Origin of the sequence: Pseudoalteromonas sp. 5Ae-yellow (assembly GCF_014077565.1) — a bacterium.
Classification (GTDB): Bacteria; Pseudomonadota; Gammaproteobacteria; order Enterobacterales; family Alteromonadaceae; genus Pseudoalteromonas.
Genome location: NZ_JACGWD010000013.1, coordinates 20494 through 46833 on the forward strand (window position 1 = coordinate 20494; position 26340 = coordinate 46833).

At 39.9% G+C, this 26340-nt stretch carries 22 protein-coding genes and 1 pseudogene; 13 read left to right on the plus strand and 10 right to left on the minus strand.

Annotation, left to right across the window (positions count from 1 at the left end; translation table 11 throughout):
- Positions 1-38 precede the first annotated feature (38 nt).
- A pseudogene (locus H4J63_RS05640) lies at positions 39-539 on the minus strand (zf-TFIIB domain-containing protein).
- Positions 540-580: 41 nt separating this feature from the next.
- The gene (locus H4J63_RS05645; protein WP_182195142.1) at positions 581-1168 is read right to left on the minus strand and encodes a DUF4202 domain-containing protein; all 588 of its coding nucleotides are present in this window, start codon (positions 1166-1168) and stop codon (positions 581-583) included.
- Positions 1169-1385: 217 nt separating this feature from the next.
- Between H4J63_RS05645 and H4J63_RS05650 the strand changes: the two genes are divergently transcribed.
- Both H4J63_RS05650 and H4J63_RS05655 read left to right on the plus strand, forming a co-directional pair.
- Positions 1386-3113, plus strand: coding sequence for a DUF885 family protein (locus tag H4J63_RS05650; RefSeq protein ID WP_024605507.1), 1728 nt, complete (start codon positions 1386-1388; stop codon positions 3111-3113).
- Positions 3114-3247: 134 nt separating this feature from the next.
- On the plus strand, positions 3248-4567 hold the full coding sequence (locus tag H4J63_RS05655; RefSeq protein ID WP_182195145.1) for a DASH family cryptochrome: 1320 nt from the start codon (positions 3248-3250) through the stop codon (positions 4565-4567).
- A 29-nt stretch (positions 4568-4596) separates the two neighbouring features.
- Here the strand turns inward: H4J63_RS05655 and H4J63_RS05660 are convergent, their stop codons facing one another.
- Complete coding sequence (locus tag H4J63_RS05660) at positions 4597-5667, minus strand: YeiH family protein (RefSeq protein ID WP_182195147.1); 1071 nt, start codon at positions 5665-5667, stop codon at positions 4597-4599.
- 121 nt (positions 5668-5788) lie between these two features.
- Between H4J63_RS05660 and H4J63_RS05665 the strand changes: the two genes are divergently transcribed.
- Complete coding sequence (locus H4J63_RS05665) at positions 5789-6667, plus strand: LysR family transcriptional regulator (RefSeq protein WP_182195149.1); 879 nt, start codon at positions 5789-5791, stop codon at positions 6665-6667.
- 834 nt (positions 6668-7501) lie between these two features.
- Here the strand turns inward: H4J63_RS05665 and H4J63_RS05670 are convergent.
- Positions 7502-7960, minus strand: coding sequence for a thioredoxin family protein (locus tag H4J63_RS05670; protein ID WP_024604340.1), 459 nt, complete (start codon positions 7958-7960; stop codon positions 7502-7504).
- Between the two features lie 95 nt (positions 7961-8055).
- Positions 8056-10023: a hypothetical protein gene (locus tag H4J63_RS05675; protein WP_182195152.1), complete on the minus strand. Its 1968-nt coding sequence runs from the start codon at positions 10021-10023 to the stop codon at positions 8056-8058.
- 277 nt (positions 10024-10300) lie between these two features.
- Between H4J63_RS05675 and H4J63_RS05680 the strand changes: the two genes are divergently transcribed.
- A complete protein-coding gene (locus tag H4J63_RS05680; protein WP_024604339.1) occupies positions 10301-10657 on the plus strand; it encodes a putative quinol monooxygenase in 357 nt (118 codons plus the stop codon).
- A 458-nt stretch (positions 10658-11115) separates the two neighbouring features.
- On the opposite strand, the gene H4J63_RS05685 is transcribed toward H4J63_RS05680, so the two are convergent.
- Together H4J63_RS05685 and H4J63_RS05690 are read right to left on the minus strand one after the other, a co-directional pair.
- Complete coding sequence (locus H4J63_RS05685) at positions 11116-11313, minus strand: 4-oxalocrotonate tautomerase family protein (RefSeq protein WP_024604338.1); 198 nt, start codon at positions 11311-11313, stop codon at positions 11116-11118.
- 123 nt (positions 11314-11436) lie between these two features.
- Entirely contained in the window at positions 11437-12357 is a 921-nt protein-coding gene (locus tag H4J63_RS05690) for a LysR family transcriptional regulator (RefSeq protein WP_024604337.1), read from the minus strand.
- Positions 12358-12918: 561 nt separating this feature from the next.
- Between H4J63_RS05690 and H4J63_RS05695 the strand changes: the two genes are divergently transcribed.
- Positions 12919-13404 carry a hypothetical protein gene (locus H4J63_RS05695; protein ID WP_165722883.1) on the plus strand — a complete coding sequence of 162 codons (486 nt, stop codon included), beginning with the start codon at positions 12919-12921 and terminating at the stop codon, positions 13402-13404.
- Between the two features lie 41 nt (positions 13405-13445).
- Here the strand turns inward: H4J63_RS05695 and H4J63_RS05700 are convergent, their stop codons facing one another.
- A complete protein-coding gene (locus H4J63_RS05700; protein WP_024604336.1) occupies positions 13446-14651 on the minus strand; it encodes an anhydro-N-acetylmuramic acid kinase in 1206 nt (401 codons plus the stop codon).
- Positions 14652-14800: 149 nt separating this feature from the next.
- On the opposite strand from H4J63_RS05700, the gene H4J63_RS05705 reads away from it, so the two are divergent.
- From H4J63_RS05705 to H4J63_RS05720, 4 genes are all read left to right on the plus strand, one after another.
- Complete coding sequence (locus H4J63_RS05705) at positions 14801-15307, plus strand: GNAT family N-acetyltransferase (protein WP_182195154.1); 507 nt, start codon at positions 14801-14803, stop codon at positions 15305-15307.
- A gap of 179 nt (positions 15308-15486) precedes the next feature.
- Positions 15487-16515 (plus strand): NADP-dependent oxidoreductase, encoded by a 1029-nt coding sequence (locus tag H4J63_RS05710; RefSeq protein WP_182195157.1) that lies wholly within the window; start codon positions 15487-15489, stop codon positions 16513-16515.
- Between the two features lie 50 nt (positions 16516-16565).
- Entirely contained in the window at positions 16566-17183 is a 618-nt protein-coding gene (locus H4J63_RS05715; protein ID WP_182195159.1) for a glutathione S-transferase family protein, read from the plus strand.
- 236 nt (positions 17184-17419) lie between these two features.
- Entirely contained in the window at positions 17420-19039 is a 1620-nt protein-coding gene (locus H4J63_RS05720; RefSeq protein ID WP_182195162.1) for a methyl-accepting chemotaxis protein, read from the plus strand.
- A gap of 74 nt (positions 19040-19113) precedes the next feature.
- On the opposite strand, the gene H4J63_RS05725 is transcribed toward H4J63_RS05720, so the two are convergent.
- Together H4J63_RS05725 and H4J63_RS05730 are read right to left on the minus strand one after the other, a co-directional pair.
- The gene (locus tag H4J63_RS05725; protein ID WP_010554993.1) at positions 19114-19422 is read right to left on the minus strand and encodes a YkgJ family cysteine cluster protein; all 309 of its coding nucleotides are present in this window, start codon (positions 19420-19422) and stop codon (positions 19114-19116) included.
- A 45-nt stretch (positions 19423-19467) separates the two neighbouring features.
- Positions 19468-21396, minus strand: coding sequence for an ATP-dependent DNA helicase RecQ (locus tag H4J63_RS05730; protein ID WP_182195165.1), 1929 nt, complete (start codon positions 21394-21396; stop codon positions 19468-19470).
- A 247-nt stretch (positions 21397-21643) separates the two neighbouring features.
- On the opposite strand from H4J63_RS05730, the gene H4J63_RS05735 reads away from it, so the two are divergent.
- The 4 genes from H4J63_RS05735 to hepT all read left to right on the plus strand — a co-directional run bounded on the left by H4J63_RS05735 (position 21644) and on the right by hepT (position 25937).
- Positions 21644-22948 (plus strand): NAD(P)/FAD-dependent oxidoreductase, encoded by a 1305-nt coding sequence (locus H4J63_RS05735; RefSeq protein ID WP_024604330.1) that lies wholly within the window; start codon positions 21644-21646, stop codon positions 22946-22948.
- A 95-nt stretch (positions 22949-23043) separates the two neighbouring features.
- Entirely contained in the window at positions 23044-24543 is a 1500-nt protein-coding gene (locus H4J63_RS05740; RefSeq protein WP_182195168.1) for a DUF2235 domain-containing protein, read from the plus strand.
- A gap of 586 nt (positions 24544-25129) precedes the next feature.
- Entirely contained in the window at positions 25130-25519 is a 390-nt protein-coding gene (mntA, locus tag H4J63_RS05745; RefSeq protein WP_002962075.1) for a type VII toxin-antitoxin system MntA family adenylyltransferase antitoxin, read from the plus strand.
- A complete protein-coding gene (gene hepT, locus H4J63_RS05750) occupies positions 25512-25937 on the plus strand; it encodes a type VII toxin-antitoxin system HepT family RNase toxin (RefSeq protein ID WP_033037879.1) in 426 nt (141 codons plus the stop codon). Before mntA ends, hepT begins: the two co-directional genes overlap by 8 nt.
- Positions 25938-26340 lie beyond the last annotated feature (403 nt).

Consider the following 26340-nt stretch of genomic DNA (forward strand, 5'->3'; position numbering starts at 1 on the left):
AAAAAACGGCGTACTTTTTAGTACGCCGTTTTTTATTACTAAAAATTAAGTAATGCTAATTGCACCAGCCGTTCAACTGTCGTGTCTTGAACATTTTTAGGCGCTCTGGGGTAATACTTTGATTTTGGCGGCTTAATAATTATAAACCCATGATTGGTTGCCATTTCGTGGGCTAACAGCTTTCGCTCTCGGGGGGTTAAATGGTTTTCGTGTATTTTTGCCAGCTCGCCGCTATCAAGCCATATGCCTGCACAACCAGGGCATTCGTCTATTTCAACCACTTTGAGCGGCGAAAAATACCGGCGCATCATCACAATACTTGGGCATTTAGGGCAATTTACTCGCGATGAGACTTCGCCCTCACCTTCAATGTAATTACTCAAATACTTAAGTAATACCTAACCATGCTTTAGCTCTGGCGAGCTAAATTTAAAAATTTGGCTGTTATCAAAAAATACGCCGCCTTGCGCTGACGTAAAAACAGTAATGCCGCCAATTAATAACGGCTCAAGAGAGGTATTTGTACGTGGGCATAACATTCTAAAAATCCTTTTTATTTTAATACTTAACTTACACTACTTTACTCAAGTGCTTTATGAATAAGCCCAACAAGCGGGCCGGGCAATGTAATATTACCTGCAAGTACAAACTCATGCGCTTCATCTGACATTTTTTGCCATGTACGGCGAATAATCCCAATCCATTTTTCTTCATTGTAATCTGGTTTTGCATTGGCAAATCCAAGCATATAATGTTCAATAAATACAAGGCTTGCTACATCTTCTACTAATTGGCTGTCTGGGTTACGTTTAATATTTTTTTTAGCGACCGCATCGTACACTCGGTTTTGCTCAGCTTCACCGTAACCAGCTTGCTTCATGAGCGCAACAACACTACTTGCATGAAATATATAAAGCGCACTGCGCCATTGATGATAGCCCTGCTTGTTCATTGCAAAGTCGCTACGCGGCGATTTCCAACGTTGTATATGCTGCCCACGCACTGCAATTTGCATAAGCTCGTCAGCATTGGGGTTAAATCGGCTAAGCATGTCGCTCATTCGCTGTGAGTATAAATACTCTTTAGGAACACTCTCCCCATTAAATTGCTCACTGTTTGGGTCTTGGTTGTTTGCTTCATCAATTAGGGCGATTACTTTATTAAACATGACGGTCATTTTTTATAATGAGTTTTTATCATTCTAAACGCTGATAAAACAATAAACTAGTGCGCCACTCAGTTATGAAGTGAAATTTGTTCAATCAAAAAGTAAAGCCTAGAGGCACAAGTTATAAAAGTAAGCGCATTGATTAAGTTAACTTGGTACTATATTGAGCACAAATTAAAATAAAAAAGCGCGACTAACTCGCCAATAACGGATGACTATGTTTAAAAAAAGTATTTTAGCTATTTGTTTAGCTGTTGCACCACTACCAAGCCTAGCCGACAGTAACACTGATTTAAAAACGATTATTGATAACCATTGGCAAAATGCAAAAGCCGAAAAAATATTCTTTCGTACCGATCCAGACGGCTGGAAACCCAGTGGTACATTGCCACATTGGACCGAGCAAGCCATTGCTAAGCGCCAAGCTTACAACAACAGTGTGTTAAAAAACTTAGCTAGTATTGACCCTAAAACGCTCAATAGCGAGCAGCTAATGAACTATCGTTTATTTAAATATGAGCGAGAAACAGAGCAGCAAAGCTACCTTTTTCAAGATAAGTATTTTCAAGTTAACTTTTTAAGTGGCTGGCATACTTACTTTGCCGAAGCACCGGCTAATATGGCGTTTTTAACGCCTGATGATTACAACGCATTTTTAGTAAGCCTTGCCGACTACCCTCGCTTTAATCAAGAAAACATTAACTTGATGAAAGAAGGTATTGAAAAGGGTTACACGCACTACTGCAAAACATTTGAAAATTACAGCCAGAGTATTAACGCTCATATTGTTAAGCAACCTGAAAACAGCGCCTTATACGAGCCCTTTACACGCATACCAAATACATTTACAGCAGAGCAAAAGGCAACATACCAAAACAAAGCAAAAGCCTTAATTAGCTCAAAAGTAGTTCCGGCTTATCAACACTTTTACGACTTTTTTGAAAACGATTACATGCCTAACTGTAGAGCGCAGCCGGGTATTTCAAGCGTTAAAGGCGGGCTTGAGTATTACAAATATACAGTTAATTACTACACCACAACCAATGCCACACCAAAGCAAATACACGAGCTTGGCTTAAAAGAAGTGGCACGTATAAAAACACAAATGCAAAACATCATTGATAAAGTAGGCTTTGATGGCTCTTACAGCGATTTTTTAGAATTTTTAGCAACCGACGAGCAATTTTACGCAACAGACGCGCAAGACCTGCTTGAAAAAACAGCCTTTATTACGCAAAAAATGTATGGCAAGTTACCAACCTATTTTAATCATTTACCACGTAATACCTTTACTATAAAAGGCTCAGCGAGTCGCGGCGCGTTTTATATGCCACCTGCTGATAACCGCTCCCCTGGCACTTACTTTTTAGCCTCAACACCTAAATTGCAACCTTTGTATAATTTAGAAGCGCTAAGCCTGCACGAGGCAATACCAGGGCACCATTTACAAAACGCTATTGCAATGGAGTTAGATGTACCCGAATTTAGACGCACACTTAGCCATTCAGCATTTGGTGAAGGTTGGGCACTTTACACCGAACGTTTAGGTAAAGAAGCCGGCTTTTATCAAGACCCATACAGCGACTTTGGTCGTTTAGGTTACGAAATGTGGCGTGCCGTGAGACTCGTTGTTGATACCGGTATTCATGCATTTGGCTGGAGCCGCCAAAAGGCAATTGACTACTTGGCAGATCACACTGCTTTGCCACAAAGCGCGGTCGAGGATCAAATAGATCGTTATATTTCATGGCCAGGCCAAGCGCTCTCTTACAAAATGGGCGAAATAAAAATACGCGAACTACGTGCAAAAGCCGAAAAAGAGCTAGGTGCTAAGTTTGATATACGCAGCTTTCACGACACCGTAATCGGCCAAGGGTCACTCCCTATGGAAGTGCTAGAAGATGTAATAAACGATTGGATAACAGAGCAAAAATCAGCTATTTAAATTTTAATAGAGACGGCTTACTTAGCCGTCTCTATTAGTTAAGTAAACTGCCGAGCTAATTAAAATACCTAACCATTAATCCTCACCCGCTTTTGCTTCGTACCACTTTAGAGTTTAAAAACCTGAGCAAACCTATGAGCAAACGTATTTTATATTGGCTACAAAACGATTTACGAATAGACGACAACCCTATTTTAAGCGAACTTGCTACTGGGCAATGTGCGCTCGATATTGTATTTGTAATAAACCCGCACTGGTTTAAAAATAATAACCACCAACAAAAGTCATATGGTGCGCATAAACAACAGTTTTTAATGCAAAGCTTGTACGAGCTGCAACAAGCGCTTATTGAACGCGGACAAACACTGCACGTACTTGAGGGTGAACCTGTTAGTGTTTTAAAGCAGCGTATAGCTGAGCAACATATTGACGAAGTAGTGTGCAGTGAACATGTTGGAACCTATGAGCAGCGCCAACTTGCGCGACTAAAAGCACATTGCCCACATGTCATATTTAAAACAACTCAACAAGACACTCTATTTCAACAAAGCGACCTCCCTTTTGATTTAATCGAGCTGCCTAAAAGCTTTACCCCATTTAGAAAAAAAGTAGAGGCGGTAAACATACCTATAACAACCTCAACTCTGCCTAAAGGTTTACTCCCTCAACCTATAACATTATGTGCGGCCAAACCAATTGAGCTTAGTGAATATACTGATGACAACAACGCGATAATGCACGGCGGATTTAAAAGTGCGCAAGCTCATTTAGCGCAGTACTTTTCGGGCTTGCTACCAAGTACCTATAAAACAACTCGAAACGAGCTTGATGGCTTTAATAACACCACAAAATTTAGTACCTGGCTTGCCTTTGGTTGTGTAAGTGCGAGGCAAGTTTATAAAGCTGTTGAACAGTACGAACATAACCAAATAACAAACGAGTCTACCTACTGGATTAAATTTGAATTGCTATGGCGAGAGTATTTTAAATGGCATGCACTTAAAGCAGGCAACAGCCTATTTAGCTTTAAAGGTCAAAAGCAAACAAAACCCCTTACTACGTTTATACCAAACCGCTTTGCTGCGTGGTGTAATGGCTCAACACCCTACCCATTAGTCAATGCCATTATGAACGAGCTTAATACGACCGGTTATATATCAAATAGAGCAAGGCAAATTGCCGCAAGCTGCTTAGTTAACGAACTTGGCCTTGATTGGCGCTATGGCGCGGCTTATTTTGAACAACAATTGATTGATTACGATGTAGCCGCTAATTGGGGTAATTGGCAATATATAGCGGGTGTAGGGGTCGACCCGCGTGGTGGTAGGCATTTTAATATTGAAAAACAAACCGCGCAGTTTGATCCGCACGCTGTTTACACTAATAAATGGCAAGGCAATGAAAATACCAGCACACAGCTGGATACTTTAAACGAAGTTGATTGGCCAATTTAAGCCGCCAATCAACTTTTACCAAATAACGTTTAAAACAGCTCAGCAATGCCTATATTAATGGCAAAGCCGCCTAACGTTAAAAACAAAAATAAACACAGCGCCAGTAACAGCGGTTTAATACCCGCTTGGCGAATTGCCCCAACATGTGTGCGTAAACCCAAAGCCACCATAGCAATAGTGAGTAATATATTATCAAACCATACAATAGCGCTTGTAACCACTTGAGGAATAATAGAGAGTGAATGCACACCACTTGCCACAATAAATAACACTGCAAACCAAGGGATGGTAATACCCGTTTTTTGCTCGCCGCCATGCACGTTATTGTTTGTTTTTGCATGCTTTTTACTTTGCCAAAACGATAAACCCACTAAAAATGGCGCAAGCATCATTACGCGTAGCATTTTTTCTATAACGGCGGTATCTGCAGCATTGGCGCTTACAGCAGTGCCCGCTGCAACCACTTGCGCTACTTCATGAATAGTTGAGCCTACAAAAATACCGTAAGCGTGTTCACTCAGTCCCATAAACTCAAACATGATTGGGTAGGCAAACATGCTTAACGTGCCAAACACCACCACCGTTGCCACCGCTACCGATACTTTATGTGCCTGCGCTTTTATAACTGGCTCGGTTGCCATTACAGCTGCTGCGCCACAAATAGAGCTACCTGCGCCAATTAATATTACTGTTTGCTCATCAAGCTTAAATACGCGCTTACCTAGCTGCACTGCCAAAATAAATGTGCCTAACAGCATTACTATATCGGTTAATAGGCCATGCCAGCCTACACCCGCTACTTGCGCAAAAGTAATTCTAAACCCAAATAAAATAACGCCCGCTTTGAGTAATATACTTTTAGCGTAATCAACACCTATATCGGTTTGCGTAGCAATACGCGAAAACACACTGTTACCCACAATAATGCCAAGCACTATACCAATAGTTAAAGAGCTAAATTGCGCACTTTGCATTATAGGTAACTTACTTAATGCAACAGATACCCCCGCCAAAACAACCACCAGCAGCATACCTAACCACCAGCGCGCATCGCCGTATTGCTTAGTATTAATACCCAAATTTTTAATAGCGTTAAGCATAATATTCTCTCAATTGAACAACGTTAAACTGTTGACTTCATTTTAAGAAAGCGCAAAATATAACTCCAATACATTAAAATCATGATTCGATAACTTAAAGTTATGTGATTTGAGAGACACAATGAACTTGCATGCACTTCGGGTGTTTTATACGGTAGCAAAGCTTGGTAGTTTTTCAGGCGCAGCCGAGGCGCTTTTTATAAGCCAACCGGCTGTATCTAAAGCGCTAAAAGAGCTTGAGCATCAATTAAATATTCAACTTATAGAGCGTGCATCTAAAGGCAAAAAACTTACCTTAAGCGAGGGCGGACAAGCACTTTTTGAACATGCTCGTAGTATTTTTGCCATTGAGAAAGCCGCCATTGAAGATATTAAATCGCGCACAGGGCTTAAGCGTGGCACGCTCGTTATAGGCACTAGTACAACCATTGCCAGCTATTGGCTACCGCCCTATTTAGCTAATTTTTGCGCGCAGTACCCCCATATTAAAGTAGAAGTACAAGTGGCTAATACCGCGCAAATTGAGCTTGCCCTACTAGAATGTACTATCGATTTAGCACTGGTTGAAGGCACACCTATCGAGCCGCATATTATAAGTAAGCACTGGCAAAACGATTTAATGAGTATCGTTATACCCAGTAACTTTAAGCCCGCTAAAAACTTAAATGCATGGTTAAACAAACAGTTTTGGCTACTGCGCGAGCCGGGCTCGGGCACTTTAGAAATGTCGGTTAAGTTATTAGCCCAACATGGCGTAATAGCAGAGCGCAGTATGCAATTGGGCAGCAACGAGGCAATAGCAAGGGCTGTTGCTCAAGGTATGGGGGTCGCTTTATTGCCAAACGTAGTTACTGAGGATTTAGTGCAGCTAGGTAAATTAACACGCCTGAGCCAAAAAAATAACGAGCAACTCTCTCGGCCGCTATACCAACTGCATTATAAAGACAGACCGTCTTCACATGCTGCGCAAGCATTCGAAAAAAGCTTGTTTAGTGAATAATGTTTATATTAATAAGTGTATACGCGATTTGTAAGTCGCGTATATGCGATTATTGGTAAGCTTAGCCTCTTGTTGAGTGCTTTATTGCTCGATATATTTAAATGTATTCGCACCATCAAAATATCTGATATTTACTGCTTTAATAATATCTGAGTTTACCATTCTGGCATTTATTGCAACTCTATTTGTACCATTACACTCGTTTTTGAGTGTAATGAGTGGTGCAACCACAAAACGAGCACGAGTGATACGAACGTAGTTTATTACCCCATAGATATATAGCATTATTTGATTCTTGTTTTATTACTACTTGATTCGCTGTGTAATATACCCACAAAGCTGCAATACGATAACATATGGAACAATTACAACTGGTTACTGATTTCGGTAATTTTTTTGTGGTTATTGCTATATTTCCACAATGGCAAGTTGCTTCGATCATGTAGCCTCCTTGGACAGTTAACACTTTAGTATTTACACACCACGCAGTTTATGTTGCATAATCGCTTATTGAACTAACAAAACTAGACCGCCACTAGGCAGGTTTAACTGGAGATCATCCTAATATTGTTCAGCCTCTATCTAGGGTCTTATAGGACTCCCCGTAAATGTCAAAAAGAAAAAGTTAAAATAAATTTAGATGCTAGCTTATATACGGGCTCAAATTATTTAAACAGGACAGCCACTCTAATTGAACAGAAAAAAATCTCCTAGATTCTAATTGGAAGTGCACCACCCACACATTAATTTATTAATAAACTATTTATTGCAACTCACCATCTAACTTATAAACAGATTAGCTAAACCGACAAGCTCTAATATAAATAGCTCTATTTATAAGTCCTGAGTTAAATCTTGCGCTAACGTACCCGTTGGCTTTTCAATTACACGCACTAACTCTTTACCATCGTCTTTTACTATAAACGTTGGCGTGTATTGTAAATCGTGAGCTTCTGCAATGCCTGCATCGTCTTGCTTGTTGTAACCTACGGCCACGTATTCAATGCTTGCAAGTTTTACCTTTGATGCATCAATTAACTTAATGAGTTTTGGCACTTCGCGCTCACTGTCGTGGCACCATGTGCCAAATAATACAATTAGCTCTTTGCCTTCTAGCTTTTGCATTAGGGCAATGTCTTGTGCTGTTGGCGTAAACGCTTTGTATTGTTCGTTAAACTTGTCGTAGTCGCTTAGCAGTACATCAGTGCTAATTCCGCCCGAAAACGGTGCATCAGCAGCGCAGCTTACAAGCGGCATGCTTAAAGCGCACAGTAAAATTAATTGTTTAAACATAAGGTTGCTCTTAATTTAGGTATTAATTTAGGTATTAATTTAGGTATTAAACGACTATACCCAATATTGAGTGTGGAGTGAACAACTCAAGACCGTTACTTTTTATCCATAAAAAAGTTAACTTGCGATAAGTTAGTTAAATATTCTCTCCTTACGTCTTTATTCTCGGCTAACTTATCTAAGTCACCAATTAAGGTAACAAGCTTGGTGTGTGAGTGACGGTTTGTTTCTATAAAATCATCTTGCTTGTCATCACTCTCATCGCGCTCTTTTTTATGCATTGAGTAGCTGTTTTCGTTTTCTTCAAGCCAAATATCGTCAATTAAGCGAATGTCGCTTTTACTAACTGTTTGCTCTTGCATCGCCATTTGCAGCTCGTATTGATTGGTTTGCGGATTAAACTCAAACATTTTTGTATCAACATCAACCTCGTGAGACTGATCGAGCCCCACAAGCTCTTTATTTTTAACGGCGGTGTTTACGTTATAACTCTCTTCTTTGTTGTAGTAATCAGGGCGACTATATTGATAATCAAAGTGGCTACTTACATTTTTACTTTGCGTTACACCGCTAAGCTCCCCTAATTGGCTTTGCTCTGTCGCTTGGCTTAGTTCAATGGTACTTTTAGGCTGATAGTCGCCGTTATCCAGCGCATAAGAAAATGTAGCATCAAAATCAGCGAGCTTAGAAATACCCGCTCCTAATGTATTCGGCGCTTTATTACCTAGCCCTTGGTAACGGCTATCGTTTGTAATCATGTTATCAACTAAATCGGCTACCATAGCGCGCCCGTCATTAAAGTGCTGATCTGCAAGCGACTCCAAATTGCTATAACGCTCAGCCGCTGACGACATACTCGCAAAAGCGCCTTTAAATAATGCAAAACCTTGCTGCATTGCCTCATCGCCTTTGCGCCCAAATGCCGACTCTTTATCGTCTTTGGTACTGTTTACTCGGCTATCTTCTAGGCTTTGATCTAGCGACGCTAAATACTGCTGCATTTGCTCCGTGTCTTTAGCGCCAATGGTTGACATATCAAGTGCAAAATCAATGTCGTTTTGCCCACCTGCGGCTTTAAACACAAGTGCTTGCTGGTTTGATGCTTCATCAATGGAGTAACTCAAATCAAGCGTGTTCTCTTTCGAATCAAGATCTTTATTTTGCGTTGTTGAAAACGACACATCAAAGCCTGTTAGCTGCTGACTATTAAAGCCTGCTAAAAAATCTAAACTCATGTCTGTTTGGTTTGGCACTATAAGAGGATTAAATGAGTTTTCACTCACTTTAAAAAATTCATCTGCCATTTCGCCAACACCCGCCATAACCTGCGTTAAAGCGCCATGTTCAGCCTCAGATAAATTACCATTAACTTCGTAACTTATGCCAAAGCCATCTATCGCTTCACCTGTTTCTTCGTCATAACCTTGCGATGAGTTAAAGGTAATGTTTATAACATCACCCTCTTTAGTTTTTACCGAGAGCTCAAACAGGTAGTTATCGTCATCCTCGTATTTTGCGCGATTAAGGCTTTCCATGTATGGATTAAGTGAGCGCTCAATACGTTGCTGGCTTGAGGCTAAAAACGTTTTTTGCTCATGCCCAAGCTGACCTAAACTCGATAAAATATCGCTGGTATTAGCATAAGCACCCTGAATATTTTTAACTGACGTATTTAATCGCTCAATTAATTGGGTACTGTTTTCGTTTTTTAATAACCCCTCATGCTGAGAGCTTATTACGGTGCGCAGGGCGAGTTCTTCATCGGAGAGTTTATAGTTAAGCGTGCTCGGCGTGCTTGAAATAGTAAATAACGAGGTAAGTTGCTGCTTTAACACGTCCTCTACCTTTTGATTACTGGCTAGTGCTTCATCAAGAGTTTCATTATTTAACTGGCTTAATAACCCATCGGTTATTTTTGACTCGTTAGTTTGTAAATCATTAATAGCTTGAAGGTCGCTACCGGTTAGCAGCGAAGGACTCACAGAGCTTTGGGTAGCGTTATTAACTGATTGGGCCAGCAAAGTGCTTAAATTAGCCTGGCTGCCAAATACATTATTAACCATGATTATCCCTAATCGCTAAACTCTATTAAGTAATTTATCGGTCGTTTGGTTAAAAGCTTTAGGTTATTTGAACGCTTAAATTTGAGCTCAACAATGAGCAGATTAAATCACAAGATCATATTTTTATAATTGTTGATTAAAATTCCACTCTGAGTCGAAAATGAGCCTATTTATCCACTTTAAGACTGCATTTATAATGATTTTTAAATAGTTGTACTTGAAAATAACTATTTTCTTCCTTCAGGCTGTATAAAATTTAACTCTATGGAGAGTATTTATGAAAAATGAAATAACGTGCAATTTTTTTCTTGATGTGAAAGAAGGTAAATTAATAGAGTTCAAAGAACTCATTTATAAAATTGTGGATGTTGTAAAAAAGGAGCCTGGCACTTTAACGTACACATATAATATCAGTGAAGATGGGAAAAAAATTCACATCGTTGAGAGATATAAAAATATAGCGTCAATCATCAGTCATATTGATGAAAGTTTTGCGCCATTCGCGAAAACTTTTTTATCCTTGGTTGATATTTATGCATTAAATGTTTACGGTGTTGCAGATAACAATTTACGTGAGAGACTGGACGTATTTGGCGCTAAATACAATGTATTAGTGGATGGGTTTTCTCGATAATAATACAAGAAAAGCACTAATATAAAATTATACACTTGTGAATATTACTCTTTTTATAAATAACCAGCTTATATATGAGGGCTATTTATCTACAAGAGAATTGCGCTAAAACTAGCAAAAACACGTATACATAATTGTTCTAAATAAAAATATTTAACCTGCCCCCTGGTTAAGATATTTACTAACGTATTAAATCATGGTGATATTTAAATTTATTTTCTCTAGCCAGAGATTTTCAGTGAAACAAGGCGAATTTACGCGTCAATAGCTGGCCTATTGCAAATAAATTCAACGCAGTTAGCGTTTAAAATAGCTGCTTTTAATTTACGACTCTATTAAAACAATTTCTGTGTATCTTCAACATAAGCAATAATGAAAGGCATTTGTAAAAAAGTATAGAAGAGAGAGCCATTGATTATAGTTCTAACTCCATCAATGGCTTATTTATATCTGTATACCTATGATGATTTTTTTAGCGTTTCAGCAAAAACTTCTCCTGAAATAGCCCAATCTTCTGTTTTTACATCATTAAAAATAACGTAAACATATTGCGGATCAACATCAGCGTGTTTAGCTATTGATGCTGTCACTTCTTTTGCTATCGCTTGTTTAGCATGATCACGACCTTCAAACATTTGAATATTAACTACTGGCATTAGGTATCTCCTTTAATTAGATAGGTGTTAACTCGTCAACGATATGACGAAAACAGCATAACAAAGACGTATAAGTAGATAAACATGCAAAAAGGAGACTCTAAGTAGTATTAATTTCTACAATTAATTAAAATTACCCTCATCTGATAAGCGTACAAATTCGTCAATAATAAACCTGACACTGGGCAGGAGATGTTTTGTTTTTGGCCAAATAATATGTAACTCAGTTGAAGCAGGATTTAACTCTGGCAAAATTGGTACTAGCTTACCTTCATCTAGCCAAGGCTGAAGCAAAGACTTAGGAAACTGAATGATTCCCGCGCCAGCAATACAAGCATCGACCATAGCATCACCATCACTAATTTGATGAAAGGGCTTAGGATGAAAGCGCATATCATCACCATCGGTATTTTTAATTAACCAATGTAGTGAACTACCACCTCGCCAAGCCACTATGCACTGATGGCTTGTTAACTCAGCAAGACTCGTTGGGGTACCTAAACGTGCTAAATAAGCAGGAGAAGCGGTTAAAATCAAATGTTGAGAAGTCAGTTTTCTAGCAACTAAATCACCACTATCTTTTATGGCACCAAATCGAATAGCTAAATCAAAGCCAGCATCGAGAGGATCAATAATTTTATCATTAAAAGTTACTGTTAGTTTTAATTGTGCATGTTGCTCAGCAAGCTTCAATAAAACAGGTAACACAAAAGAGCGACCAAACGCAGCTGGCACATCGATTCGTACTCGACCTGAAGGTTGGGATAATTTTGATTGTAACGCTAACTCTGCTGACTGAAGGGTATCTAATGCCAATTGACAGCTTGCTAAATACGCCTCTCCTTCAGTAGTTAAACTCAGTTTCCTAGTTGTGCGATGAAAAAGCTTGGTGTTTAAATGATTTTCTAATTTAGCAATGCTTTTACCTAATGCTGATTTGGAAATACCTAACTCTTCAGCTGCTGCGGTAAAGCTTTCATTTTTGGCCGCTGCGGTAAAATAGACAATACCTCGAAAGGAATCAGATAACACTGTTGACGACATACAATAACACCTATTTATATGGTTAAAAATAAAACACTTCTTTCTAAATAATTACCTTATATTTGGCCTTAGATCATTACGACCTCGCATGGTCACTCAACATCAAAAATCGACCGTCAAGGCTACTAAAATGTTTTGATGTAGTTACTTGGAATCATAGCCAATACTTCTCAAAAGCTCTAATTAGATGTAAGTTATCAGAGTATTCTAATTTCGAAACTATATCCAAATATTCTACTTTGTAAAAAACAGACTGTGTATCTAACTGAACTCTAGTTAAGAGGTTTACTAACACATTGAGACATGATTATATTTAAATTTATTTCTCTCTCACCAGAGACTTCCAGTGAAAACAAGGCGAATCTACACGTCAAATATTAACTTCATACCTTATAATTTCTGATTGAGAAATGATTTCAAAATCGAGTAAAAAAGGACCGATCCTCTTTGATCAAACTACTCAATAATTGTACTAATCAATGCAATTAGTCATAAATCTGTAACCTTGATCCGCGATAATCTCTATCCGATAAATGAATAGACTCAAGAAGACTAAGTAAGATGAGTACACCCTTAGTGCAACTAACATTTGCACAGCAATCATTTGATGATTCTATGTCTGCGGCGATGAGCCACGCTATGGAATATGAAAAGCTATCGCTAAAAGCCAATGCTGCGCATAACATTACGCTGCAGTGTGTGTTGCCTGATGGCGCAAATGAGAGCGATGTTATTTCACTAAGTGCAACGCAGCCCAGTGCGCGTGGGGCGCAGTATTTTACTGAAAAAACGCTGAGCAATGCAGACCTTGAATCTGGTACTGTAAACCTAACTTTAAGTAACATTACACAAAGCCAGTGTTTTGTAGTGCAAATGATGCTGCACGGAAAAAACACGACTTTAAAAGAAAGCCAGCAACTCGATGTGTACATTAAAGCATTTGAGCAAGGCTATATTCCTGAGCAAATAAAAACTGAACATACCAAGTCACAGGGCGTTCGTAGCTACTTTGCGAGTATGGGTTCTACGTTTTTATCGCTGTTTTAGTGCTGGCTGCACTTAAATTACGCGACGCGTCTTATAAGTTATTAATCTGCAAAACTTACTTTACCCATAGTAACTCCCGCAATACCTTGTGCGGTGTTACTTAGGTGTTGCTGCTCTCCTGCTAGGCATTCGTTTGCTAAAATAGCAAATAACACAGCCTCTTTTGCATCGGGATTTATACCTAAATCGTCGGTATTTTTAAAAGCCTTAATACGTGGGCAAAGCACTGTAAGTTGCGCCATTAGTAACGGGTTATGAATACCGCCACCACTTGCATACACCACACAATTTTGTACGCGCTCTGCACACTCGTTTAATGCATTTGCTATAACGGTTGCAGTAAAGGTATTTAAGGTGGCCATTACATCTTCATGGCTTAAGTGCTGTGTATTTGTAAGCTGCTGTGCGGTGTTTAAATACGCTAAGTTAAATACCTCAGGCCCTGTGGTTTTAGGCATTGGGAGTTTAAAAAATGCGTTATTACATAATGCATTTAATAATGGTGTATTTACCTTGCCTGCTTTTGCTATTTTTGCGCCATCGTCATAATGCATACCTTTAAAATATTGCTGTACGTAGGCATCCATAATGGTATTACCTGGGCCAATGTCGGAACTAAATACGCCGTTTGCATCACCATTTTTGGGTAAAAACGTTAAGTTAGCAATGCCGCCCATATTTAGCAAAATCCGACTCTCCACAGCGCTCGAAAAATACAAATAATCGCCATACACAGCCAGTGGTGCGCCCTCGCCTCCTGCGGCTATGTGTTTTTGTCTAAAATCACCAATGGTTGTAATACCCGTAGTAACGGCTATTTGGTCACTATCGCCAATTTGTAAGGTGCCATTAGTAAAGCTTTTGTGGTTATGCTGCGACTGCGGGCAGTGGTAAATGGTTTGCCCGTGGCTCGCTATTACATCAATACTTGCCGGGTTTATTTGCCAAGTATGTAAGCACTGGTTAACCATATCGCCATGGAGTTTACCTACCCACGGGTGCAATAAAGTAACAAGTTCTAAATCGCATTCTCGCTTAGCAAATACCTGCTTTATTTTAGTTTTATAATCGTCGTTGTAATCAACAGTAGTAAAATTTAAAACCTCAATGTGTGTATTTAAGCCTGCGCCCGTTACTTTGCATAGTGCAACATCAAGCCCGTCCAACGAAGTGCCGCTCATTAAACCAATAATTAAACGGCTTGGTTTTTGGGCGCTGTTATAAAGTGCTTTAATGTGAGGGTGCATAATGGCATCTAAAATAGGTGTAATATTTTGCTTATATTAGAGGACTTTAAAACAAAGTAATAGCCGTAAACCGTTTAATTTAGGTTCTGATTGTTTAACGTTAAAATGATTGTTAAGTTAGTGTGCATACTAAAAATTTATGAAAAAATATGATCACCCTCAGAGAGTTTAAAGCCCAAGACGCGCCTTTTATTATTAACACCTTAAATGATGAACAGGTAACGCGTTATTTATCGTCAAAAATTCCGTTTCCGTATACACAAGCAGATGCTGATTGGTGGATAAACCAAGGCTCAAAAAACGGCGTAATTGATGCAACGGTTAAGGCCATTGTTGTAAATGGGCAATTTGCGGGCTGTATTGGTATAACTCCCGGCGAATTTGAATACAGCCACAGTGGCGAAATTGGTTATTGGCTTAATAAAGCCTATTGGGGGCAAGGTATTATTACTCGCGCTATTGAACTTATATGCGAAGAAGCGTTTGCAAACTCACACTTAAACAGAATTTTTGGCGCTGTGTTTGCTGGTAATACCGGCTCTATGAAAGCACTTACTAAGAGCGGCTTTGAGCAAGAGGCTGTGCTTAAACAGGCCATTTATAAAAACGGGGTACTTTACAACAATCATATATTTAGTAAGCTCAAAGCAGACTAATTACTCTAATTAAATCTGCGCAAAGGTTGAATTATCAACCACCCGCCCAAAACTCCTTTATTAAGGTACGCATTGTACATATTCATACTGCTTAGCCGCGCATTATTGTTTAGCTGAACACGATTTTTAAAACGTAAACATTCGGTAAGTAGTTTATTTATATTAATAGGAGGTCTTTTATGTCTACGACTAGTCGCCAACTTACTCTTGAATCACGCCCTAATGGCGCTCCAACAGATGAAAACTTTAAATTAAAAACGGTAGAGCTTCCTGCATTAAAAGACGGCGAAGTTTTACTTCGCACTATTTACCTATCACTAGACCCATACATGCGTGGTCGTATGAGCGATGCTAAGTCGTACGCAGATCCTGTTAATATTGGTGATGTAATGGTTGGCGCAACAGTGTGCCAAGTAGAAGAATCTAAAAACGATAAATTTAAGACTGGCGAATGGGTACTTGCCTACACAGGTTGGCAAGACTACGCCATTACCGACGGCGAAGGCTTAATGCAATTAGGTAAAGAGCCTGAAAACCCTTCGTACGCATTAGGTATTATGGGGATGCCGGGCTTTACAGCGTACATGGGTTTACTTGATATTGGCCAGCCTAAAGAAAGCGAAACCGTAGTTGTTGCTGCAGCAACAGGCCCCGTTGGTGCAACGGTTGGTCAAATAGCTAAAATTAAAGGCTGTAAAGTAGTGGGTGTTGCTGGTGGCAGTGAAAAATGTAACCACGCCGTGGAAAAGCTAGGCTTTGATGCGTGTATTGATCACAAAGCCGATGACTTTACAGAGCAACTAGAAAAAGCCTGCGACAAAGGCATAGATGTTTACTACGAAAATGTGGGCGGAAAAGTATTCGACGCCGTACTACCACTACTTAATACCGCAGCACGCGTACCATTGTGTGGTTTAGTATCGCAATATAACGCAACTAGCTTACCAGAAGGCCCTGACCGTTTAGGTATGCTAATGGGTCAATTACTTACCAAGCGTATTAAAATGCAAGGTTTTATCATTTTTGATGATTACGGCGACCGTTACGACGAGTTTGCACAAGACATGCAAAAATGGCTGAAAGACGGAAAAATTCAATACCGTGAGCACATGGTAGAAGGCATCGAAAATACAGTAGGCGCGTTCAACGATATGATATGCGGTAAAAACTTTGGTAAAACTGTGGTTAAAATTAATAACCCACTTTAATTTTAAACGGCTTGTAAGGCTAAGCCCTTACGAGCCACAAAAGGACTGACATGATCAAACTACATCATTTAAATAAATCCCGTTCTAAACGCGTAATTTGGCTTTTAGAAGAGCTAAATGTTGACTACGAAATCGTCGCTTATCAGCGCAATAAAGACACTTTTTTAGCCCCTGACGAATTAAAGCATATTCATCAACTTGGTAAGTCACCAGTGATTGAAGACGGCGGTTTAATTATTGCTGAATCAGGCACTATTACCGACTACCTTATTACTAAATACGGCAATGGTAAATTTGCTCCAAAAGTAGATACCGCTGAATATGTTGACTACCAACAGTGGCTGCACTTTGCAGAAAGCTCAGCAATTTTACCGCTTTTACTTAAAATGTTTGTACTAAAAGACGGCGCTAAAACACAGTTTTTAGAAGGCTATGCCGACGCCGAAACAGCTAAAGTAATTAGCTACTTTAACGACCGCCTAGAAGGTAAACGTTATTTAGTGGGCGATACCCTAACGGGTGCTGACTTTATGATGTCGTTTATTGTTGAAATTGTTAAAAACTCAGGTCAATTAGCACACTTTAAAAACCTCGTTAAATACGACGAACAATTACAAAGCCATGAGAAGTTTCATACAGCTAATGAACTAGAAGCAAAGTACGACTAACTACTTTTATATAATATTTTTATATAACACAAAGGGGCATTTAGCCCCTTTGTTATGCCTATAAATATGCCTGTAAAATAATCCCACCAAAGTTACGCTTGTAAACTAAATTAACAAACAATCCCTTATTGCTAATAAAACTTTAATTAATAAGGCATAATGCTGCTATTATTTTAGAATAATCACTAATAATACAAGCTGCTTTTGCGCGTATTGACTCACACTTGGGATCAACCATGACCATAAACATGCGTTTAACGACCGGTTTTGGCGTAATTTTATCAATGATGCTTATTTTAACCATTATTGGAATTTCGCGCGTTAGCCTTATTAATAATAACATTACCCACATGACCGACGTAAACTCGGTAAAGCAACGTTACGCAATTAACTTTAGAGGCAGCGTACACGACAGAGCAATAGCCGTGCGCGATGTAGTGCTAATCACCGATCAAAGCAGTTTAAGCACCGTGTTAAATAGCATAAAAGAGCTAAACGCATTTTACCAAACCTCAAGCCGCTCTATGGCTAAGCTAATAAGTAATATGAATAGCGAAGAACGCGCTTTAATTAATAGAATAAATCAAATAGAGCAGCGCACTCAGCCTTTTATTCAAGGTGTAATAAACGCTAAAAACGCAGGAAACCTAAACGAAGCTGAGCGTATTTTATTAACCGATGCGCGCCCTGCGTTTACCGAGTGGCTAAATGTTATAAACCAATTTATAAACCTGCAAGAACAAGCAAATCAAGCCACCACTATTGATACTCTCGATATTGCCAGTTCATTTGAAATTTGGATGATTTCGCTCACCGCGCTTGCAGTTTTAATAGGTGCAAGCGTTGCGTATGTTATTAGCCAACTAATCAGAAAGTCTGTAGGCGGCGAGCCACAAGAAGCCGCCGAAGTAATTGCCCTTATTGCCCAAGGCGACTTAAGAGGCGATGTACAGTCGTGTTGCCCAAATAGCATGATGGCTTCTGTAGGGGTGATGCAATCTAAATTAAAAACCATTGTAGATAGCATTATTAACTCATCTGAAGAGCTTTCTACCCACTCTGCAAGCGTAGCGTCTGGCTCGCAGCAAGCACTTAGTGCCGCTGACGCACAAGTAACCTATACAAACTCGGCAGTAAGCAGCTTAGAAGAAATGAGCCGCAGTATAAATGCAGTTGCAGGCTCTGTTAAACAAACAGAAGATAACTCAAAAATAACTGCGCAATTATCGCAGCAAGGTAGTATTGCAGTGCAAAAAGTAGCGGCCGAAATTGAGCAAATTTCTGTAACCGTAAAAGCCACAGTTACCCAAGTAAACGTGCTGCAAGAACATGTAAAACACATTGGCGATATTTTAAGTGTGATCCGCAGTATTTCCGATCAAACAAACTTACTTGCACTAAATGCGGCAATAGAAGCCGCTAGAGCAGGCGAAACAGGCCGAGGTTTTGCTGTTGTTGCTGACGAAGTAAGGCAACTTGCCCAGCGTACTGGTGATGCAACAGGCGATATTGAGAAGATGATTTTGCAAGTACAAGAAAACACGCAAGCGTCGGTAACTGCTATGGAAACCACAGTACCGCAAGTAGAAAATGGCTTAACGCTTACTCACGAAGCAAACGAGCTACTGCATCAAATACAGCAACAAGCTAATGACTCATTAAGTAACGTGCTTGAAATTGTTGAATCAACATCAAACCAAGTAGCCACCGTGGCGCAAATTAGTACCGGCGTAGAAGAAATTGCCAGTATGTCAAAAGAAACCAGCATGTCGCTTAACAGTAACGCACAAGAAGCCGTTGCATTAGCTGACCTTTCAAACACGCTTAAAAAGTATATTAGCTACTTTAAAGTTTAATTGTTTAGCGTTTTACAGTAATTAAAAAGGGGCTTTAAGCCCTTTTGTTGTTTATGTACTTTAATAATAGCGGACTATATACCCGCTAAATCACGCTCGGTAATGCACTCACCCGACGCCATTTCAAACTCGCGACATACTAATGGGCGGTTTTCGTAAATAGAGCACATAAGCGTATTACGGTCGAGTGCTTGGCACCAACCGTCGTCAGCGCGTTTCATTACTTCGCTGCCCCATTTATCGTATTCTATATAGTTAAAAGGCACGCCGGTGTCGGTTACTATGCGCACTTCTAATTGGCAACAACAGGCTTGGCAGTTAGCACAGGTAACTGGCTCTGGGGTAGTAGAAATATTTTCAACGGGAATAACAATATGAGGCATAGTGGCTTACTTTTTTGAATAAGCCACTAGGATACAGTAACTAATTTAACGCGCTAGTAGTTTTGCTTTTATATCGCTGTAACGCATCTGCTCGCACAGCGCAAAACCACTCAGTTGGCGCACTTTATTACGCGCAAATAACGGCACACTCATCCCCGCTAAAAAGCGGCATTGGGTTTCAATACCCACATTATGATTACCTTTGCCCGCCATATGCGCTAAAAACTCATCTACCTTTTGATAAATAAGTTGCTCGTCAATATATGCAGGCTCTATAGAGTACTCAAGCTTAACCGCATGCCCTCTGCATACACTACAATGCCCGCATTGCGCTGGCGCATTTTGATCGTCAAAATAGCGCGCTAAGTTATAGCTTAAGCAACTTTGTAGCTCAAAAAAGCGAACCAATGCAGCAATACGTTTAATTTCGGCTTGTTCTTTATCACTAAAGTAGTCGTGAAGTTGCTGGGCAAGTTCAGGGGTATTTATAACCTCTGCATGCACTTTGTATACTTGGGTAATACGTTTGGTTTCGAGCGTTATTAGGTTTTTTTCGGCTAGATAGTCAAGAGCAGCCACTACACGTTTTCGATCAACCTGCGCGGCTTGCGTAAGGGAATCAAAATTTAGCGTACCCCATATTTTTTTAAAATCTGTATGGCTAAATATTTGCGTTAAAAATGCTTGGCGTTGCTCGTCAAATTGGCTTAGTAGCTCGTTTTTATCAACCAAAAATTTGTATTTAAAATCGGCGTAGTAGGCATATTGCGGCGTTATAGCGCCTTGCATTTCAAGCTGTACGAGTAAGGTTTTAAGTGCCAGTTGCCTAATATTACTTTCGCTCGATAAGCTATATTCTTGCATTTCCCATTGCTGGTGGCTTTGGCGAATATCGTTAATTACGTATTCAACACCGCTAAGCTCAGGGGTGTCGCCATATACAAAGTTTTCAACCGTATTTAGCCCATCTAAATTGGCAAGGGTGTAGCAATTTGATGGATTGCCATCGCGCCCTGCTCGGCCAATTTCTTGGCTGTAGTTTTCAATCGATTTGGGTAAATCGTAATGTATAACAAAACGAATATCCGATTTATCAACGCCCATACCAAAGGCAATGGTAGCCACCACTACGTTAATTTTACCCGCCATAAAGTCATCTTGAATTTGCCAGCGTAGCGTATCTTCAAGCCCCGCATGATACGCCACCGCATGCACACCTTGTGCACTTAGCACATTAGCGACTTGCTCAGCGCTTTGCTGTAGCGTTACATACACAATACCAGGGCCACTTTGCGCGCGTACAATGTTAGCAAGCTCGGTATTTTTATCGGCGGTTTTAACGCTCAACACACTTAAATCTAAATTGGCGCGGTAAAAGCCCGTTTGCACAATACACTCAGGCGATATAGCAAATCGCTCTGCCATATCGCGTTTAACTTTTTTAGTCGCCGTTGCCGTAAGCAGCAATACTAAAGGAATATTAAGCTCTTCGCGGTAACGTGGCAGTTTAAGGTAGTCGGGTCTAAAGTTATGGCCCCATTCTGATATACAGTGCGCTTCGTCTACCACTAACATCGAAAGCGCCACCTGGCTTATAAACTCTCTAAAACGCTCGTTTTTAAAGCGCTCAACCGACACCATTAGTACTTTAATTTTACCATTTCGCACATCATTCATTACGGTGCTGCTTTGCATTTGATCTTGGCTCGAATCAAGGCTAGCCGCGTAAATACCTTTGCTATTTAAAAAGCTAATTTGATCTTTCATCAATGCAAGCAAAGGCGAAACCACTAACGTTAAATTTGGTAAATGCAACGCAGTTAATTGATAGCACAACGATTTACCCGAGCCGGTCGGAAATATAGCCAACGACGATTGACCATTTAAAAGCTGCTCTATAGTTTGTTGTTGCCCTGTTCTAAACTGGCTAAAACCAAAGTGCTGCTCAAGTGATTGAATTAATGGCGTGGTCATAAATGTCCTTTTCGGTGTTTTTAACAGCAATTTAACTGCACAGCTAAACTATAAGAAAGTGAGTATAACTTATATGCCTTTATTCAGCATTTTTTGCTGACATCACCTTTATTTAAGCGCAAACTAGAGCACTATAAAATGAGTAGTAACTGCTTGTTGCCAAAATAATTTATTGATACCCAAGTCATCTTAAAAAACTAAAAATAATACAGATTATTTGGGTATATTATTTTTTGAGGGCAACGTTATGAGTATTACTAAACCTAAAATCGTCGTTATTGGCGGTGGCGCTGGTGGATTAGAGCTAGCAACACAATTAGGGCATAAACTAGGAAAGAAAAAACAAGCAGAAATTCTACTAATAGACAAAAACCGTACCCACATATGGAAGCCGTTACTGCACGAAGTAGCGACAGGCTCTATTGACCCCGATTTAGATGGGGTTGTGTATTCAGCCCATGCTGCAAAACACCACTATAACTTTCAACTTGGTACTTTTTGCAATATAGATCAAAGCAATAAAACAGTTACCCTTGCACCACTTTTAGATGAGCTAGGCCACACAATTTTACCCGAGCGCACCGTGCGCTACGACCACCTAGTCATTGCCATTGGCAGCGTAAGTAACGACTTTAATACCCCAGGTATAAAAGATCACTGCTACTTTTTAGATTCAAACCAACAAGCAGAGCGCTTTCAGCATTCATTACTAGATAGCTTTACACGCCTTCACCAAGACGACAACCAACAGCAATCACTTAATATTGCCATTGTAGGCGGCGGTGCTACCGGTGTTGAACTCTCAGCTGAGCTTTATCATGTGTCTGAACTATTAAAGCTTTATGGCTTAACAAATATGTCGTCTAAGCGTTTGCATATTCATTTAATAGAAGCCGGACCACGAATTTTACCAGCACTACCAGAGCGTATTGCCGTAAGTGCCAAACGCGAGCTATTAAAGCTTGGCGTAAACGTGCGCGAGCAAACACAAGTAAAAGAAGGCACCGCACAAGGCTTTATCACCAAAGACGAAGAACACATTGATGCCGATATTATGGTGTGGGCAGCAGGCGTAAAAGCACCTGATTTTATAAAAGACTTAGGTATTTTTGAGCTGACGCGTAGCAACCAAATTCAAGTAAACGAGTTCTTACAAAGCACCGTAGACGAAAGCATTTTTGTATTAGGTGATTGCTGCGCATTTACCCAAGCCGATGGCAAGCAAGTACCACCTCGTGCACAATCGGCGCATCAAATGGCGCAGTGCGTCGAAAAAAATCTAATCGCAACGCTAAAACAGCAACCTCTACGCGGCTTTAAATACAGCGACCATGGCTCACTTGTTAACTTATCAAGCTACAGCACTGTAGGTAACTTAATGGGCAATCTAACCAGCAATACCTTTTTTATTGAAGGTAAAATTGCCCGCTTTATGTATATATCTTTATACCGTATGCACCAACGCGCCATACACGGTAGCGCAAAAACCTTTGCATTATGGATAAGCGAAAAAGTGCTGCGTGTAGTGCGCCCTAAAATGAAGTTGCATTAAAGGCGATTTAAATTAAAGGCAGTGAGCGTTATCACTGTCTTTAATTTTTAACATTGTCTGTGTAGAGTATTTAAAACAACTAAGGAAATTGGGTTATGACGGGTAAAACGCTAATTTTTAACTTTGACGGCACAGGAAACGAACCCCGTGACGCAGAACAATTTAGCTCTGATCATTTTAAAGAAGACTCTAATATTACCAACATTCTAAAACTGCATTTACTACTTGGCGGTAAATTAGAAGACTCCCCAATTACTCCATTTGCTAACCAACTCAGTTTTTATTATCAAGGTATTGGTACCAAAGGCAGCCGCCTTAAACGCATTTTAAACCAAACCCTTGCACCTCGTGGTGACGACGTAGCCAGTATTTTAAATCAAGCGTTAAGCGACTTTAAAGCTCACTACCTAATAGGCGATACCATACTGCTAACGGGTTTTAGCAGAGGCGGTGCACTTGCTAGGCGTTTTGCCAAAATCCTAGAGCCTTTAATTGCTGATAATGTTTACGTATGTGTGTTTGATACCGTCGCCTCAATTGGCTTGTCAAAAGTAAGTAAAGCCACACGCGGCGCAGAGCACGTTATTTTTGAAAACCACACCATTGCCAACAACATTACTCACGCGCTGCACTGCGTAGCCCTTGACGAAAAACGCCGCGCATTTGAACCCACACTCATGAACCATCAAAGCAACATTACCGAGCTATGGTTTGCAGGTGCGCATTCAGACATTGGCGGCGGTTACTACCGCGATGGCCTAGCCGATATTAGCTTGCGCTATGCACTTGAATGGCTAATAGAACAACCGCTTAATATATCGTTACTCACTAGCCACGATATAGACTACGAAACCCTACTCCCCGATAGCAACTTAGTAGCACAAGATGACGTAACAGTAACGCCCGATCCGCTCGCATTAAGTCATCAACAAAATTACTTTTGGTTTAACCCGTTTTTTAAATTAGTAGATAGGCAGTGCTATATATTAATTGATGACGAAGCCAGCAACCTTGAGCCTTTAGTGCACTACAGCGTAGCCGAACGTATTAATAAACTAACCAGTTACCGCCCAGAATCGCTTAAAAAGCTGCATTACAAAATTAGCTACAACGACAACACCACACTTAGCTTTATTGGTTTAAGCCAACATATAGAACTGGCTAATCAAAACATGAATGTGCTGAGCATTAACCAAAGCCAAGATGTAATGGTATTTGCCTCTGAGCAATACAACGCAACCGGCCTCATGCTAGAGCAAGGCGCTACGTATCGCTTTACCCCATACCCAAATCAATGTTGGTTTGACGATGGCATAAAGTGCACGCCATTAGGCTGGAACCGCGACAACGTTCAACTTGGCGTAAAAGAAATCCCGATGGCCGTGCTTGAACCATTTAGACGATTTCCTCGCGCACAATGGTTTTCACTCATTGGTGCTATAAATAAAAACGACGACCACCTTTTTGAAATAGCCAATGGCGCCGACATTAAAGTGGATAAATCAGGCGAGTTTTGCCCATTTGCAAACGACCTAAGCCGCTTTTATGGCGCTAATGCAGGTAAAATACAATTAAAAGTAACGCGGTTGGGATAGTTTAAATTGTAGGCGGGAGTTTACCTCGCTCAAAAGCGAAAAATTTAAATTGTAGGCGGGAGTTTACCTCGTGCAAAAGCGAAGCTTTTAAATTGTAGGCGTGAGTTTACCTCGCGCAAAAGCGAAGCATTTAAATTGTAGGCGTGAGTTTATCTCGCGCAAAAGCGAAGCATTTAAATTGTAGGCGGGAATTTACATCGCGCTTTGGCATTATAAAAAACACCCGCGAGGTATAAAACCTCACCTACAACAACTCAAACACCACACTCAACAAACCCGTAGGTGCGATTTTACATCGCGCTTTGGCTTTATAAAAACACCCGCGAGGTATAAAACCTCCCTACAACAATTCAAACACCACAATCAACACTACAAAGCCCGCCTAAACTCCTGTAGACGCACAGGCAAGCTCACTGACTTCGATGTGATAAATGATAGCTAATCATTTATCAATGAGAGATACAAGGCGCTCAGCTTGCTCGCGCGAAAAGCGAAGCTTTTAAATTAAATAAAACAAATATCAGTTTTAATGTTCACCATAAAACTGATAGGTTATTATTACTGTTTTTATCAATGGTTACTTTTCGTGGCAAATGAAGTTATACAAAAAATAATTGAGTATTTACATCAAAACACCGACATTGATGTAGTTTGGCTATATGGCTCTCATGCAAAAGGGACAGCTCAGCCTCATAGTGACATTGACTTAGCCATAGCATTTAAAAACTTTGATCTGGAATCGTTCGATAAACGCCTTAGGCCAAAAGAGCTTGAGCTTGAAATAAGTAATGCACTTAACCTTAATGAACAACTTATTTCGATTGTTGATATAAATATTATTCCAAGTTATTTAGCTTTCAATGTTATTGAATATGGAAAAATAATTATAAGCAATAATAGTGTTAGAGCGATGAAAGAGCAGCAGCGTATATATAGCCAGTTCGAATTTGAAACCATAGCGAGTAAACATGACTGATACCGGAATTACACTTTATTTAAGTGAAGTAACACGCCATATTGACGAATATATGCAAGAACTCGACGAACTCAGTCAAATCGATTCACTTAATAGCAGAGACTACCGAGCTGCAGAGCGATTACTACAGTTAATGACCGAGGTGTGTATTGGCTTATCAAAGCATTGGCTTAAGCAGCACAAAAGTAGTACCAGTAGCAACGCCTATCAAACATTTAGCGAACTTACTAATTTAGGCTTTTTGAGCGAGGCAGAACTACTGTCATGGCGTAAAATTATAGGCTTACGAAATGCTCTTGTTCACGATTACTTAAATATTGATCAAAGTATCGTTAAAACAATCATTAAAAAGCAACACTACATAACTATGCACGCATTTAGTATTAAAGCGATTACAGAGCTAAACAAAGATTCATAGATAAAACCTCACCTACAATAATTAAACCACTGTACTGAACAAAACCGTAGGTGCGATTTTACATCGCGCTTTGTCCTCTAGTAACTCTGGTTCATAACTCCCAATCAACGCTACAAAGCTCACCCAAACACCTGTAGGCGCTCAGCTTGCTCGCGCGAAAAGCGAAGCTTTTAAATTGTAGGCGCGATTTTACATCGCGCTTTGCCCTCTAGTAACTAGATCATTACCCCAATCAACTCTACAAAGCTCACCTAAACACCTATTCGCCTCACTTAATGAGGCGAATAGCAGAGTTAATTGCCTCATTACTTTTAAGCGCTACATAGAACAATAATTCACTTTTCTGTGGTAAAAAATGTATTTATAAGCGAGGTATAAAACCTCACCTACATTAATGTAAACA

Bases quoted from the DNA above. Each gene is read 5' to 3' on its own strand.
- H4J63_RS05645 (WP_182195142.1), bottom strand. From the start codon at position 1,168: ATGTTTAATAAAGTAATCGCCCTAATTGATGAAGCAAACAACCAAGAC.
- H4J63_RS05675 (WP_182195152.1), bottom strand. From the start codon at position 10,023: ATGGTTAATAATGTATTTGGCAGCCAGGCTAATTTAAGCACTTTGCTG.
- H4J63_RS05720 (WP_182195162.1), top strand. From the start codon at position 17,420: ATGACCATAAACATGCGTTTAACGACCGGTTTTGGCGTAATTTTATCA.
- H4J63_RS05735 (WP_024604330.1), top strand. From the start codon at position 21,644: ATGAGTATTACTAAACCTAAAATCGTCGTTATTGGCGGTGGCGCTGGT.
- hepT (WP_033037879.1), top strand. From the start codon at position 25,512: ATGACTGATACCGGAATTACACTTTATTTAAGTGAAGTAACACGCCAT.
- H4J63_RS05715 (WP_182195159.1), top strand. From the start codon at position 16,566: ATGATCAAACTACATCATTTAAATAAATCCCGTTCTAAACGCGTAATT.
- H4J63_RS05670 (WP_024604340.1), bottom strand. From the start codon at position 7,960: ATGTTTAAACAATTAATTTTACTGTGCGCTTTAAGCATGCCGCTTGTA.
- H4J63_RS05650 (WP_024605507.1), top strand. From the start codon at position 1,386: ATGTTTAAAAAAAGTATTTTAGCTATTTGTTTAGCTGTTGCACCACTA.
- H4J63_RS05665 (WP_182195149.1), top strand. From the start codon at position 5,789: ATGAACTTGCATGCACTTCGGGTGTTTTATACGGTAGCAAAGCTTGGT.
- H4J63_RS05740 (WP_182195168.1), top strand. From the start codon at position 23,044: ATGACGGGTAAAACGCTAATTTTTAACTTTGACGGCACAGGAAACGAA.
- H4J63_RS05660 (WP_182195147.1), bottom strand. From the start codon at position 5,667: ATGCTTAACGCTATTAAAAATTTGGGTATTAATACTAAGCAATACGGC.
- H4J63_RS05705 (WP_182195154.1), top strand. From the start codon at position 14,801: ATGATCACCCTCAGAGAGTTTAAAGCCCAAGACGCGCCTTTTATTATT.
- H4J63_RS05685 (WP_024604338.1), bottom strand. From the start codon at position 11,313: ATGCCAGTAGTTAATATTCAAATGTTTGAAGGTCGTGATCATGCTAAA.
- H4J63_RS05730 (WP_182195165.1), bottom strand. From the start codon at position 21,396: ATGACCACGCCATTAATTCAATCACTTGAGCAGCACTTTGGTTTTAGC.
- H4J63_RS05725 (WP_010554993.1), bottom strand. From the start codon at position 19,422: ATGCCTCATATTGTTATTCCCGTTGAAAATATTTCTACTACCCCAGAG.
- H4J63_RS05695 (WP_165722883.1), top strand. From the start codon at position 12,919: ATGAGTACACCCTTAGTGCAACTAACATTTGCACAGCAATCATTTGAT.
- H4J63_RS05710 (WP_182195157.1), top strand. From the start codon at position 15,487: ATGTCTACGACTAGTCGCCAACTTACTCTTGAATCACGCCCTAATGGC.
- H4J63_RS05680 (WP_024604339.1), top strand. From the start codon at position 10,301: ATGAAAAATGAAATAACGTGCAATTTTTTTCTTGATGTGAAAGAAGGT.
- H4J63_RS05700 (WP_024604336.1), bottom strand. From the start codon at position 14,651: ATGCACCCTCACATTAAAGCACTTTATAACAGCGCCCAAAAACCAAGC.
- H4J63_RS05690 (WP_024604337.1), bottom strand. From the start codon at position 12,357: ATGTCGTCAACAGTGTTATCTGATTCCTTTCGAGGTATTGTCTATTTT.
- H4J63_RS05655 (WP_182195145.1), top strand. From the start codon at position 3,248: ATGAGCAAACGTATTTTATATTGGCTACAAAACGATTTACGAATAGAC.